Below are 13,360 nucleotides of genomic sequence, written 5' to 3' on the forward strand. Positions count from 1 at the left end.
GCTAATGGCTTTTGCCGGTCTTGTCCGGGCGGGCCGTCGTGCGTCGCCGTTTTTTGTCGTTGTCACCGGTCGACCGCAGGTTCGGCGGGCGGCTCGGATCGGCGTGTTCTAGCCAGATCAGCGTGTCGACGTAGCTCATGAAGGCCTGCAGGTAATCCGGCGAGATGTCGCGCATCGTTTCCAGCGCGCGCAGCACCAGATGCTGCGAGTTCATCGGGCCGGCGTTGGCCGGCGCCTGCGCCAGCGTCTGCGTCAATTGCTGTTCGGTGGACAGCCGCGACCAGGTCTGGCGGAAATAGGCGACCGATTTCAGCTCGCGGGCCGGTGCGCGTGGCCGGCCGGGGGCGCTTGCCGCGTTGCCCGGGGCCGGGCGCGGCGCGATGCCGGCATCGTGGCCGGCGATGTGGGCCAGCAGCTCGGCCAGCGGGCCGGGACCGGCGGTCGCCACGGTCTGCCGCTCGGCGTCGGCCGGGGACGGGGCGGCGCTGTCGAGCAGTGCGGCGATGCGGGCGAACAGGATGTCGCGCACCGTCGCCGGCTGCGTGGCGGCGCGGCGGGCCAGCGCGTCGATGCGGGCGAGCGTCAGCGGCTTGTTGCGGTCGACGCCGGCGGCCCGCAGTTTTTCCAGCCGCCCGGCGAGCTCGGCCGGCAGCGGGGCAGGGCCGGCCGGCGATGCGCCGGCGTCCGGCCGGGCGTCGGGCTGGTCAGCCATCGGCCTTCTTCGCTGGCGCCGATTTCGGCACCGGCGCCATCTCGACGCGCCGGTTGCGCGCCCGGCCGTCGGCATCGGCGTTCGAAGCCACCGGCTGCTGCGCGCCGAAGGCGGCGGCAAAGACGTTGTCGGCCGGGACGCCTTCGTCGATCAGCGCGCGGGTTACGGTCAACGCGCGCTGCGCCGACAATTCCCAGTTGTCGGCGAACTGGCGGTTGCTGCCGCGCACCGGCATGTCGTCGGTGAAGCCGCTGACCATCAGCATCTGTTCGCTGGCCTTCAGCCAGGCGGCGATCGGCGGCGCCAGGCTCTTCAGCAACTGGCGGCCTGCCGGTTGCAGCTGGTCGGAGTTGAGCGCGAACAGCACGTTGCCGCTGATGCCGATCTTGCCGTTGTTCAGTGTCACCCGGCCGGAGGCGAGCGGGCCGGCCAGCGCTTCTTCGAGCGCCTGGCGCCGTTTTTCTTCCTGCTGGCGTTTCTCGACTTCGGCCTGCAGGCTGGTCACCAGATCGAGCTGCACGCCGAGCACGCCGACCAGGATCAGCACGAAGGCGCCGAGCAGGCCGGACATCAGGTCGCCGAATACCGCCCAGACCGGCGTGGCGTGTTCGATGTCGGTAGCGTCCATGTCGTGCATGGTCAGGCCTCGCCGGCGTTGTGCTGCAGATCGTCGACCACGCGCTTCTGCGCCATGATGCTGAGGTCGATGATTTCGCGCGCCTGGGCGACGTAGTAGGCGAGTTGTTCGTCGCTGCGCGTCATCGACTTGGCCAGCGCGCTCTCGATGCGCTGCAGCGTTGCCATCGTCTTGTCGCTGGAGGCGGCAAAGGCTTCGACCGCCTGGCCGAAGACCTCGCCCAGGCTGGCCACTTCGAGTGCGCTGCCGGCCAGGCCGCTGCCGACTTCGAGCAGCTTGCCGGTCTCGCGGTCGACGCGTTCGGCGAAGCGGTTTTCGACGCGGGCGAGCAGTTCGGCCGACGAGGCGACCAGCGCGTCGATGGCGCTGCGCTGTTCGGTCGAGGCGTGGTTGATCGCGTCGAGCAGGCCGCCCAGGGTTTCCATGATCCGGCTGCGCTCTTCGAGCAGGCTGTTGTCGCGCGCCATGCTGGCCGACAGTTCATGGCGCAGCTGGGCGATGACCTCGGCCGCCGCCTTTGGCGCCTCGGCGGCGGTCTGCATCAGCCGGGTGACTTCGGCGATGGTCGTCTGCGCCTGCTGCTGCGTGCTGGCGGCGATGTCGCGCGCGGTGTCGCCGAGGTGGCGGGTGATCTGCGTCTGCTGCGCCAGCGTTGCTTCGCCGGCATGCTGCCACTGCGCTTCGAGACTGGCGGCGATGGCCAGCAGCGCGTCGCTGAAATTCTGCTGACGGGTATTTTCGCCGGCCGTCCAGTCGCGCTGCCATTGCGCCTGCGCCTCGCGCAGTTCGCCGAGCAGCGCCGCGCTGCGTTCGCTGAAACCGGCGGTCAGGCCGTCGCGGGTCTGGTCGAGTGCGGCGATCAGGTGCGTGCTGGCGGCTTCGTGGCGGGTCAGTGCCTGCGTCCATTGCTCGCCGATCCGGCCGGCGGCGCCGTCGACCCGTTCGAGCAGGCCGTCCAGCTGTTGCGTGAGTTGCGCGCCGAGCGTCGCCTGCTGGCTTTGCGCCGCATCGACCAGCGCCGCGTGACGTTGCGCCAGGTCGCCGCGCAGTTCGGCCTGCGCGCGGTCGACGGCCGACAGCAGCGAGCTTGCATCGTCGGCGAAGCGCCGGGCGAAGCCGTCCAGCGTGGCGTGCAAGGCGCGGTTGTGCTCGTCGCCGGTCCGGGCGTGGCGTTCGAGCGTCGTCCGCCAGCCGTCGGCGAGTTGCCCGGCGACCTCGCCGAGCTGGCCGGAAATGGCCGTCAGACGGCCGTCGACCGTAAGCGCCAGGCGATCATGCAACTGCTGCGTCTGTTCGGCGATGCCGCCCATGGTCGCCGCCACCACCGGCTGGATGCCCTCGGCGGCGAGACGGGCGCTGTCGCTGAGGCTGGCCTTCAGCGACTGGTCGACCGATTGCGCCAGCGCTGCGTACTGTTCGCGCGCTTCGCGATGGAAGGCCTGTTGGCCGGCCTGCAGTTGTTCGTTGAGCGTGCGGTGCTGCTCGCCGATCTGGGTCATCATCGTCTGCAGCGCGCCGACCAGTTCGGGCAGCGCCCGGGCTTGGGCCTGCAAGGCCTTGAAGGTTTCCTGGCGCTGGTGGGCGAGCGAGAAGCCGCGCAGTGCGCCGGCGATGTGTCGGTCGAGCAACTGGCTGGCCCGCTGGCGCTCGCGCCGGCACAGCGCCGAGATCAGGCCGAGCATGGCCGAGGTGGCGACGCCGGCCACCGAGGTGCCGAAGGCGACGCCGAGGCCCTTGACCGGTGCTGCCAGCGCGGCGCGGATGGTGTGCAGGTCGGTGGTGCTTTCCAGCGCCAGCACGGCGCCGTTCAGCGTGACGACCATGCCGAGGAAGGTGCCGAGCATGCCGAGCAGGACCAGCAGGCCGACCAGGTAAGGCGTCATCGTCGGGCCGGGCAGCGCGACGCGTTCGCCTTCGAGGCGCAGGCGCACGGCGTTCTGCAGTGCGCCGGGCAGTTGCTGCAGCCAGTCGCCGAGCTGGCCGAGATCGTCGGGAATCGTTTGCAGTGCCCGATCGAGACGGGCGGTATCGCGCTGGAAGCGGCGCAATTCGTTGGCGCCGGCCAGGTAGACCGCAGCAATCGTGAAACTGACCGTCAGCGCCAGCAGGCTGATCCCGACATAGCCGACGGCGACCCAGGCGACGGCGATCAGCCCGAGCGCGAAGGCGCCCAGCGCGGCAAAGTGGTGCGGAGTGAGTGTCTTGCGATGATTCATGGCGGGGTTTCCCGTGTGGATGCGTTGCCGTCGGCCGGGGCTGCGCCGGCGGCGATCAGCCCGGCGACCGGTTTCAGGCGCAGTTCGAGTTCGGCGAGCAGCACGGCCTGGGCGTCGCGGCAGAAGGTTTCCAGCCAGCTGCTGGGCTGCGTCCACGTGGCCGGGTCGTCTTCGCCGCCGGCCAGCGCGGCACTGTGTTCGCGGAACAGCTCGGCAAAGCGGCGGGCGAGCAGCATCGGCACGGTGGCCAGCAGGTTGCGCTCGCGCGTGTTGAGGATGGCGTCGAACGCCGTGTCCAGTTCAGCCAGCCGGCGGCCGGCCGGCGAAGCCTGGGCCAGCGCCTTGCGGGCGTTGCCGCGCAGCGCGGCGATGGCGGTGCTCATGTCGCGCTGATGAGCGAGGTAGTAGCGATGGTAGGGCGTGAAATCGGCTGCGCTCTCCGCCGTCGCCTGCGGCAACGGTGTCGGAAAGCGCAGCCGGGGGGCATCCCGTTCGCCGTCCGCGGGGAAGACGCCGTCGTTGCGGATCGCCTCGGCCAGGCTGCGCCGCACCCGTTCGAGCTGCTGCGGCAGCGTATTCGCGGCGCCCGTCAACGGGGCGAGCGCCGGCTTCTCCGCGCTCGCGAGGGCGGCGGAGAGACTCAGGGCGTCCGGAAAATCCAGCCACTGGCCCAGTTTTTCCCCGAAGTCGTACTGCGGGGCGCCGGTATCCGGCAGGCTTTCGGAAAGGATGCGGACGAGTCCCGAGCGATTGAAGGTGGCGCGCTGCAAGGCCTGCGTCATGCCGATTTCATCGGGGATGCTCGAAAGGGGGCCGCAAGGCTACTACAAACCGGCGATGCTCGTCATCTGGGCTTTCCGTTTTCCAGGCTATTTCGGTCATACCTAGATCCGCAGCCGCGAATAGCCGACCCCGCCGCCCTTCTCGACGCGGATCTGCGCCGGAATCCTTTCCTTCATGCCTTCGACGTGGCTGATGACACCGATCATCTTGCCGCTGGCGTTGAGCGTGTCGAGGGCGTTGAGGGCGATTTCCAGGGTGTCGGCATCCAGTGTGCCGAAGCCTTCGTCGAGGAACAGCGAGTCGATGCTGGTCTTGTGGCTGACCAGGTCGGAGAGGGCGAGCGCCAGTGCCAGGCTGACCAGGAAGCTTTCGCCACCGGACAGCGTGCGAGTGTCGCGGGCGACTTCGCCTTGCCAGCTGTCGACGATGTCGAGTTCGAGCTCGCCGGTGCTCTTGCGGCGCAGCAGGTAGCGGCCGTGCAGGCGGGCCAGGTGACCGTTGGCGAGGTGCAGCAGGTGGTCGAGGCTGAGGCCCTGGGCGAACTTGCGGAACTTGTCGCCTTTGGCCGAGCCGATCAGGCCGTCGAGGCGCTGCCAGAGGTCGGCGTCGGCGGTTTGCGCGGCGATTTCCTTGAACAGCGCCTGCTGGCCTTGTCGGGCTTGTTCGTCGCGGGTGAGCAGGGCGCGCCGGGCGCCGAGTTGTTCGCTGAGTTCGCGGCGCTGGATTTCCAGTTGGGCGAGGGCCGTGTCGAGGTCGGATAGCGGCGGTACGGGCGTTTCGCCTGTGGCGGTGGGTTCGGACGCCGTCAGGGTATCGCATGCGTCTTCGCTGGTTGAGCTGGTTACGGGCGAGGGCGGTGCCGCCTGCAGGTGGGCGAGCTTTTCGCGGGCGGCCTGGAGTAGCGCGTCGGCCTGCTGTTTGGCGGCTTGCCGGGTTTCCCGGGCTTGTTGCAGGCGCTGGCGTTCTTCCGCCGGCAGCAGGGCGGCGGTGTAGGCGTCGAGGTCGCTGAACGGACTGGCGGCGAGCGCCGTTTGCCAGGCGCTGACGGCGTCGGCGAGGATTTGCTGTTGCCGGGCGAGGTTGGCGTCGAGTTGTGTTTGCCGGCCCAGCAAGGCGGCGAGTTGCTGGCCGAGTTCGGCGAGGCGCTCGGCGCAGTGGGCGAGGGCGGCGGCGGGGTCGTCGGAACTTTCGGAAAACGGTGGCTCAAGCGGTTCGTCCTGAGATGCTTGGCCGATTCTTGCGGTCGACACCGTTTCAGGACCAATTTCGCCCAGCTCGGCCCGCCGTTGCGCGGCCCGTTCGGCCCAGTGCGCAGCCTGCGTTTGTGCGGCGTCGGCGCGCTCTTGTTGCTGGACGAGTTGGGTGGCGAGTTCCTGGCGACGGCGCTGGGTCTGTTGCCAGTGCTGCCATTCGGTGTCGCGCTCGGCCAGCCATGCGGCCGGGTCGGCGGGGATGTCGGTGAGCGTTGCCTTGAGCCGGGCGTCGAGTTCGGCCTGCTCGGCGGCGATGGCCTGGCCGGCTTTGGCGATTTCCGCCTGGCGCAGCGCGGCGGTTTGCCCGGCCTGGATCAGCAGTTGCAGCTGGTTGCCGGCGGCGAGCAGCGCCTGGGCGGCGTCGGCGGCGGTTTTGGCGGCGGCGTTGACCGCCTGTTCGCCGCGTTCGGCGGCTTTCATGCGCTCGTCGAGCGCAAGCAGGCGTTGTTCAGCTGCGTTGCGGGCGGCGGCGATGGTTTTTTCGTCCTGCCAGGCGTCGACCGCAAGACTGCCGGCCGGCAGCGCGGCGAGCTGGGTCTGCCAGTCGTCGGCGAGGCGGGCGAGGTCGCGGGCGGTTTTCGCCTGCTGTTCGTGCAGCGCGGCGTGCGCCGTTTTGGCCTTGGTCTGTTCGTCGCGCAGTTGCTGGCCTATTTCGACCAGCTCGGCGAGCGACTTTTGCGCCGCTTGCAGCGCGGCCTCGGTGGCCGAGACGTCGAGCGCGGCGTAATCGGCGATTGCCGGGTGCTCGTGCGCGCCGCACAGCGGGCAGGGCTGGCCCGGCTGCAACTGGTGGCGGTGGTCGGCGAGGCTGCGGATCAGGCGTTCCTGTTCGAGCAGCTTCTGCTTGTCGGCGACCTGGGCGTTCAGCACCTTGTGCTGCTCGCGCAGCGCGACCAGCGTGCTTTCCCGGGCGGCGATCTGCGGTTCGCCCTGCTGCAGTTGCAGCGCCTGCGCGGCGTGCAGGGCGGCGAGTTCGCGGCGCTGGCGGGCGAGGGCGTCGAGCTGCTGCCAGCGGTTGCCGGCGGCCTGCTCGCGTTGCCAGTGGGCGCGCAGCTCGGCCAATGTCTGGCTGCTGTCGTTCGGCCCTTTTAGGCGCTGATTCTGTTCCGCCCGACGGGTTTCGAGCGCGGCGTCGGCGGCGGTTTTTGCCTTCTGCGCCGCGTCGACCGTACGTTGCTGTTCGGCGCGCTGCTTTTCGTTGGCTGCTTGCTCCGCGGTGAGTTTCTGCTGCGCCTGCTGCTGGGCGGCGAGTTCGCGGGCGAGCCGGCTACGCTGCTCGAACTGCTGGCGCCAGGCGCCGAGGCGTTCGCCAAGCTGGGCGCGCGGCGCGTGGGCGGCGCAGAAGTCGTCGATCTCCCTGGCGTCGCGCCGGCTTTGTTGCAGGGCCTGTTGTGCCTGGGCGGCGATGGCGGCGGCGTGGCTTGCGGCGGCGTCGTGGCCGGCGAGTTGGGCGGCCTGCAGGCGGGCGCGTTCGCCGTGCAGCGTTTGTAGCTCAGCGGCGGTCTGGCGGGCGGCGGCGTCGGCCTGCTGCCATTGCTGGTGCAGCGGGCGCAGCGCTTCCGCCGGTTCGCTGTCGGCCAGGCGCTTGAGTTCGGGCGCGGCGGCGACCAGTGCGGCGTCGGCGGCTTGTTGGCGGGTGAGCGCGGCGGCGACGTCCTGTTCGGCCTGGGCGAGATCAAGACGCCATTGGCGCTGCGTCTGCGTTTGCGCGTGCTGGCGCTGGATGTCGACGAGTTGTGTTTCCAGCCCGGTGCTTTCCAGTTGCATCGCCGCGCGCTGTTCGTCGCTCATCAGTTCCATGCCGTCGGCGCGGGCCTTGAGCTGGGCCAGTTGGTCCCTGGCCTCGCGCGCCTGTTCGAAGACCTTACGCGAGATTTCGCCGTAGATTTCGCTGCCGGTCAGTTCTTCGAGCAGTTCGGCGCGTTCGTTGGCGTTGGCGTTCAGAAAGGCCGCGAAGCCGCCCTGGGCGAGCAGCATCGACTTGGTGAAGCGCGGGAAGTCGAGGCCGGTGATCTCGGCAATGCGCTTCAGCTTGTCGTTGGTCTGGGTGCTGAGGATGGTGCCGTTGCCGGCCGCCAGCTCGACTTTCGGCGCCTGCAGCGCGCCATCGGCCTTGTCGCGGGCGCGCCGCTGACTCCAGAAGGCGCGGTAGACGGCGCCCTTGACCTCGAATTCGACCTCGGCCAGGCAGTCGGCGGTGTGCCGCGTCATGATGTCGTTGTCGGTTGCCGAGATTTTGTCGAGGCGCGGCGTCTGGTGGTAAAGCGCGAGGCAGATGGCGTCGAGCAGCGTCGACTTGCCGGCGCCGGTCGGCCCGGTGATCGCAAACAGCGCGTTGTCTGCGAACGGCGGCCGGGTGAAGTCGATAGTCCATTCGCCTTTCAGCGAATTGAGGTTCTTCAGGCGCAGGGTCAGTATTTTCATGCGCCTTCTCCTTCCGTATCCCCGTGCAGGCTGGCGACGACGCTGCGATAGCGTTCGAGCAGCGCCTGCTGCAATTCGGCGTCGAGCTCCTCCTGCTGCAGGCGGCGGGCGAAGACTTCGTGCGGGTCGAGTTCGTCCAGCGTCTCGCTGGCGGCGGCTTCCAGGCGGGCGGCGGCGTTGCCGCGCTGGCGGCGGATGCGCAGGACTTCGACCGGCCAGCCTTCGGTCATCTGCTCGATGCGCGCCGGCAGGTCGGCGAGGTAGTCGTCCTCGGCGACGGTGACTTCCAGCCAGGTCGGGCGCGCCGGCGTGCCCTGGGCGGCGGCGGCGCCGATCTGCGCCGGCAGGTCGGCGAGTGTGCCGGCAATCGCCACCAGCCCCTGGAAGCGCGGCACCGGCAGCGGTGTTACCGCCTGCAGACCGTCGGCGTCGAGGTCGACGAGCAGCATTTCCTTCTGCTGCTTCGCTTCGTCGAAGCCGAGCGCCAGCGGCGAGCCGCAGTAGCGGATGTGCTCCAGCCCGCCGACCTTCTGCGGCCGGTGGATGTGGCCGAGCGCGATGTAGTCGGCCGGCGGGAAGGCGGCGGTGGGGAAGGCTTCGAGCGCGCCGACGTAGATTTCGCGCACCGATTCGCTGGCGCTGGCGCCGACCGTGGTCAGGTGGCCGGTGGCAACGACCGGCAGGGTGACGCCGAGCTCAGCCATTTTGGCCCGGGCGGCGGCGTCGACCGTGACATAGTGCTGCTGGATCGCCTGCTGCAACGACAACTGCTTGTCCTCGGCGCTCTGCCCGGCCTGGCTGTGCAGCACGTCGCGCGGGCGGACGAAGGGCACGGCGGCGACGATGCAGCCGGGCATGCCGTCGCGCTGCGCCAGGACGACTACCTGCGTCGCCGGATCGGCGTGCGTCGCGGCGATTACCGTTGTCCCCAGGCGCGCCAGCAGTTCGCGGCTCTCGCCCAGCGTCGCCGGCGAATCGTGGTTGCCGCCGAGCAGCAGCAGGGCGACGCCCGCCTCGTGCAGGCGGACGACCAGCTGGCTGTACAGCTCCCGGGCGTAGGAGGGCGGCGTGCCGGTGTCGAAGATGTCGCCGGCGATCAGCACCGCGTCGACGCCGTGTTCCGCCACCTGTTCGAGCAGCCAGACGATCAGCGCCTGGTGCTCGGCCTGCCGGCTCTTGCCCATGAAATGTTGGCCGAGGTGCCAGTCGGAGGTGTGGAGGAGGCGCATGCGGGCGTGTCGGGATGAAACCGCCGATTTTACCGGCATCGCCGGTTCGCCCGGCTGCAAAACCGATGTGCCCGGCGGTCGTTTCAGGTCCTTCCGCCAGCGGGGGCGGTGCTGCCGCCTCGGGTATAATGCCGGCCTCTCCGCCTAACCCGACCGCACATTCCATGGCCGACATTCTTTGCCTCAAGGGCGACGCCGCCTTTTCCGCCTTCCGCCTGCAACGCCTGCTCGCCCGCCTGAGCGCGGCGGTGGCGGACATCGAATCGGTGACTGCCGACTACTGGCACGTCGTTGCGCAGAAACGCGCGCTGGCCGCCGACGAGCGCGCCAAGCTGGCGAAGCTGCTGGAAGAAGTGCCGGCCGGCGAGGACAAGGGCGAACTGTTCCTGGTGGCGCCGCGCATCGGCACCATTTCGCCGTGGTCGTCCAAGGCCACCGACATCGCCTTCAATTGCGACCTGGAACCGGCCATCGAGCGCATCGAGCGCGTCGTCGCCTTCCGCGTGGTTTTGCAGAAAAACCGGGCGTTGACCGCGGAAGAGAAGAAAACCGTCGCCGGCCTGCTGCACGACCGCATGACCGAATCGGTGCTCGCCGGTTTTGCCGAAGCCGGCGAACTGTTCCGCCACTTCGCGCCGAAGCCGCTGTCGACTGTCGACGTGCTGGCCGGCGGCAAGGCCGCGCTGGTCGAAGCCAATGGCACGTTGGGTCTGGCGCTGTCCGACGACGAAGTCGATTACCTGCTCGATATCTTCAGCAAGGCCGGCCGCAACCCGACCGACGTCGAACTGATGATGTTCGCCCAGGCAAACTCGGAGCACTGCCGCCACAAGATTTTCAATGCCTCCTGGGTGATCGACGGCGAGAAGAAGGACAAGACGCTGTTCGGTATGATCCGCGAAACCCACGCTGCCAACCCGCAAGGCACGATCATGGCCTACGCCGACAACGCTTCGATCATCGAAGGCGCGACCATCCAGCGTTTCTACCCGGATGCCGACCGCGGCTACAGCTACAAGGAAGAGCTGACGCACATCCTGACCAAGGTCGAGACGCACAACCACCCGACCGCGATTTCGCCGTTCCCCGGCGCTTCCACCGGCTCGGGCGGCGAAATCCGCGACGAAGGCGCCACCGGCAAAGGTTCCAAGCCGAAGGCCGGCCTGTGCGGTTTCTCGGTCTCCAACCTGAACCTGCCGGATGCGCCGCAACCTTGGGAAAAGGCCTACGGTCGCCCGTCGCGCATCGCTTCGGCGCTCGACATCATGATCGAAGGCCCGATTGGCGCCGCCGCCTTCAACAACGAATTCGGCCGCCCGAACCTGACCGGTTACTTCCGTACCTACGAGCAGGACGTCGCTGGTACCGTGCGCGGCTACCACAAGCCGATCATGATCGCCGGCGGCCTCGGTTCGATCCAGGCCGAACAATCGTTCAAGGAAGAGACCTTCCCGGTCGGCACGCTGTTCGTGCAGCTCGGTGGCCCGGGCATGCTGATCGGCCTCGGTGGCGGTGCTGCCTCGTCGATGACCGCTGGCGTCAATGCCGAAGACCTCGATTTCGCTTCCGTCCAGCGCGGCAACCCGGAAATCCAGCGCCGCGCCCAAGAGGTGATCGACCGCTGCTGGCAGATGGGCAAGGACAATCCGATCCTCTCCGTGCATGACGTCGGCGCCGGCGGCGTTTCCAACGCCTTGCCGGAACTCGCCCATTCGGGCGGCGTCGGCGCCAAGTTCGACCTGCGCAAGGTGCCGACTCTGGAGCCGGGCATGTCGCCGGCCGAAATCTGGTCCAACGAATCGCAGGAACGCTACGTGCTGGCCATTCCGCCAAACCGCATCGGCGAATTCCAGGCCATGTGCGAGCGCGAGCGCTGCCCGTTCGCCGTGGTCGGCGAAGCGACCGGCGACGGCCACCTGACCGTCACCGACGCCCACTTTGGCGTCAATCCGGTCGACATGGAAATGGAAGCGCTGCTCGGCAAGCCGCCGCGCATGACCCGCGATGTCACGTCGCTGCCGTCGACCTTCGTGCCGTTTGACGCGGTTTCCATCGAACTCAAGGACGCCGCCTATCGCCTGATGCGTCTGCCGACCATCGCCGACAAGACCTTCCTGATCTCGATTGGCGACCGCTCGGTCGGCGGCATGACCGCCCGCGACCAGATGGTCGGCCCGTGGCAGGTGCCTGTGGCCGACGTCGCCGTGACGACGATGGGCTACCAAGGCTATCTGGGCGAGGCTTTCGCCATGGGCGAGCGCACGCCGCTCGCCGTGCTCGACGCGCCGGCTTCCGGCCGCATGGCCATTGGCGAAGCGCTGACCAACCTGGCCGCGGCCGATGTCGGCAGCCTGGACAAGGTCAAGCTCTCGGCCAACTGGATGGCGCCGTGCGGCGTGCCGGGCGAGGATGCCCGCCTGTACGCCACGGTCGAAGGTATCTCTGAGCTGTGCAAGCAGATCGGCGTGTCGATCCCGGTCGGCAAGGATTCGCTGTCGATGCGTACCGCTTGGGACGAGAACGGCGAGAAGAAGCAGGTGGTGTCGCCGCTCTCCTTGATCGTCACCTCGTTTGCTGCGGTCGACGACGTGCGCAAGACGAAAACCCCGCTGCTCGCCACCGAGCAGGGCGAAACCGAACTGCTGCTGCTCGATCTCGGCAAGAACCGCCTCGGCGGCTCCTGTCTGGCGCAGGTCTATGACGCCACCGGCGACGATGCGCCGGACGTCGATGAACCGGCCAAGCTCAAGGGCCTGTTCGACGCCGTGCAGAAGCTGAATCGCGACGGTCTGCTGCTCGCCTATCACGACCGTTCCGACGGTGGCCTGTTCGTCGCCGCCTGCGAAATGGCCTTCGCCAGCCGCCGTGGCGTCTCGCTCGACCTCGATGGCGTCTGCTTCGACGCCGCCGCGCTCGACGTCGATGGCGCCGAGAAGCGCCCGGACCTGATGGCCGGCCGCGATTTCGAAAACATCGTCCGCGCCTTGTTCAACGAGGAACTCGGCGCACTGATCCAGATTCGCCGCGCCGACCGCGAGAAGGTCACGCCCATCCTGCGCGCCTGTGGCGTGCCTTACCACTTCGTCGGCCACATGAATGAGTGGGACGAAATCCGCGTCACCCGCAACGCCAAGCGCGTGCTGCGCGAGAAGCGTGTTGACCTGCAGCGCGCCTGGTCGGAAACCAGCTTCCGCATGCAGGCCATGCGCGACAATCCGGACTGCGCGCAGCAGGAATTCGACCGCATCCTCGACGTCGCCGACCCCGGTCTGACGCCGAAGGTCACCTTCGATGCGCAGGAAGATTTCACCCAGGTCTACCGCGACATCAGCGGCCGTCCGCGCGTCGCCATCCTGCGCGAGCAGGGCGTCAACAGCCATTACGAAATGGCCGCCGCCTTCGACCGCGCCGGCTTCCAGTCGGTCGACGTGCATATGAGCGATATCCTCGCCGGTCGCGTCAGCCTCAAGGACTTCAAGGGCCTCGTCGCCTGCGGCGGCTTCTCCTACGGCGACGTGCTCGGCGCCGGCCAGGGCTGGGCCAAGACCATCCTGATGCACGACGGCTGCCGCGACGAGTTCGCCGCCTTCTTCAACCGCCAGGACACCTTCGCACTCGGCGTCTGCAACGGCTGCCAGATGATGAGCGCGCTCAAGTCGATCATCCCGGGAGCCGAACACTGGCCGGCCTTCCGCCGCAACCAGGTCGAGCAGTTCGAAGCGCGCTTCGTGATGACCGAGGTACTCGATTCGCCGTCGATCTTCTTCGCCGGCATGGAAGGCTCGCAGATCCCCATCGTCGTCTCGCACGGCGAAGGCCGCGCCGTCTTCGACAAGGCCGACGACCAAGGCAAGTGCCTGGCCGCCGTGCGCTATGTGGACAACAAGGGCGAGCCGACCGAGGTCTATCCATACAACCCGAACGGTTCGCCGGGCGGCCTGACCGCCGTAACCACGGCTGATGGCCGGTTCACGATCATGATGCCGCACCCGGAGCGCGTCTTCCGTACCGTGCAGATGTCCTGGCACCCAGAAAACTGGGGCGAGGATTCGCCGTGGATGCGGATGTTCCGCAACGCCCGCCGTTGGGTGGGTTGATATCGATAT

Annotated in this window: 7 protein-coding genes; 1 reads left to right on the plus strand and 6 read right to left on the minus strand. The window is 68.4% G+C overall.

What is annotated here, in order from left to right; all coding sequences use genetic code 11:
- Nucleotide 1: 1 nt before the first annotated feature.
- The 6 genes from L0962_RS11155 to sbcD all read right to left on the minus strand — a co-directional run bounded on the left by L0962_RS11155 (nt 2) and on the right by sbcD (nt 9,254).
- Nucleotides 2-712 carry a DUF2894 domain-containing protein gene (locus L0962_RS11155; RefSeq protein ID WP_234086509.1) on the minus strand — a complete coding sequence of 237 codons (711 nt, stop codon included), beginning with the start codon at nt 710-712 and terminating at the stop codon, nt 2-4.
- Nucleotides 705-1,349 carry an OmpA family protein gene (locus L0962_RS11160; RefSeq protein ID WP_234086510.1) on the minus strand — a complete coding sequence of 215 codons (645 nt, stop codon included), beginning with the start codon at nt 1,347-1,349 and terminating at the stop codon, nt 705-707. Before L0962_RS11160 ends, L0962_RS11155 begins: the two co-directional genes overlap by 8 nt.
- A 2-nt stretch (nt 1,350-1,351) precedes the next feature.
- Nucleotides 1,352-3,565: a DUF802 domain-containing protein gene (locus tag L0962_RS11165; RefSeq protein WP_234086511.1), complete on the minus strand. Its 2,214-nt coding sequence runs from the start codon at nt 3,563-3,565 to the stop codon at nt 1,352-1,354.
- Nucleotides 3,562-4,347 (minus strand): DUF3348 family protein, encoded by a 786-nt coding sequence (locus tag L0962_RS11170; RefSeq protein WP_234086512.1) that lies wholly within the window; start codon nt 4,345-4,347, stop codon nt 3,562-3,564. The genes L0962_RS11165 and L0962_RS11170 overlap by 4 nt, the downstream gene beginning before the upstream one ends.
- Before the next feature lie 102 nt (nt 4,348-4,449).
- Nucleotides 4,450-8,025, minus strand: a complete 3,576-nt coding sequence (locus tag L0962_RS11175; protein ID WP_234086513.1) for an AAA family ATPase — start codon at nt 8,023-8,025, stop codon at nt 4,450-4,452.
- Nucleotides 8,022-9,254: an exonuclease subunit SbcD gene (gene sbcD / locus L0962_RS11180; protein WP_234086514.1), complete on the minus strand. Its 1,233-nt coding sequence runs from the start codon at nt 9,252-9,254 to the stop codon at nt 8,022-8,024. Before sbcD ends, L0962_RS11175 begins: the two co-directional genes overlap by 4 nt.
- A 164-nt stretch (nt 9,255-9,418) precedes the next feature.
- Between sbcD and purL the strand changes: the two genes are divergently transcribed.
- Nucleotides 9,419-13,351, plus strand: coding sequence for a phosphoribosylformylglycinamidine synthase (gene purL, locus L0962_RS11185; RefSeq protein WP_234086515.1), 3,933 nt, complete (start codon nt 9,419-9,421; stop codon nt 13,349-13,351).
- The last annotated feature ends 9 nt before the right edge of the window (nt 13,352-13,360 follow it).

The sequence above is a fragment of the Azonexus sp. R2A61 genome (genome assembly GCF_021401135.1).
Taxonomy (GTDB): domain Bacteria; phylum Pseudomonadota; class Gammaproteobacteria; order Burkholderiales; family Rhodocyclaceae; genus Azonexus.

What these genes read in the sequence shown, in the direction of transcription:
- L0962_RS11160 (WP_234086510.1), bottom strand. Translation starts at nt 1,349, where the DNA reads ATGCACGACATGGACGCTACCGACATCGAACACGCCACGCCGGTCTGG.
- L0962_RS11175 (WP_234086513.1), bottom strand. Translation starts at nt 8,025, where the DNA reads ATGAAAATACTGACCCTGCGCCTGAAGAACCTCAATTCGCTGAAAGGC.
- purL (WP_234086515.1), top strand. Translation starts at nt 9,419, where the DNA reads ATGGCCGACATTCTTTGCCTCAAGGGCGACGCCGCCTTTTCCGCCTTC.
- sbcD (WP_234086514.1), bottom strand. Translation starts at nt 9,254, where the DNA reads ATGCGCCTCCTCCACACCTCCGACTGGCACCTCGGCCAACATTTCATG.
- L0962_RS11165 (WP_234086511.1), bottom strand. Translation starts at nt 3,565, where the DNA reads ATGAATCATCGCAAGACACTCACTCCGCACCACTTTGCCGCGCTGGGC.
- L0962_RS11170 (WP_234086512.1), bottom strand. Translation starts at nt 4,347, where the DNA reads ATGACGCAGGCCTTGCAGCGCGCCACCTTCAATCGCTCGGGACTCGTC.
- L0962_RS11155 (WP_234086509.1), bottom strand. Translation starts at nt 712, where the DNA reads ATGGCTGACCAGCCCGACGCCCGGCCGGACGCCGGCGCATCGCCGGCC.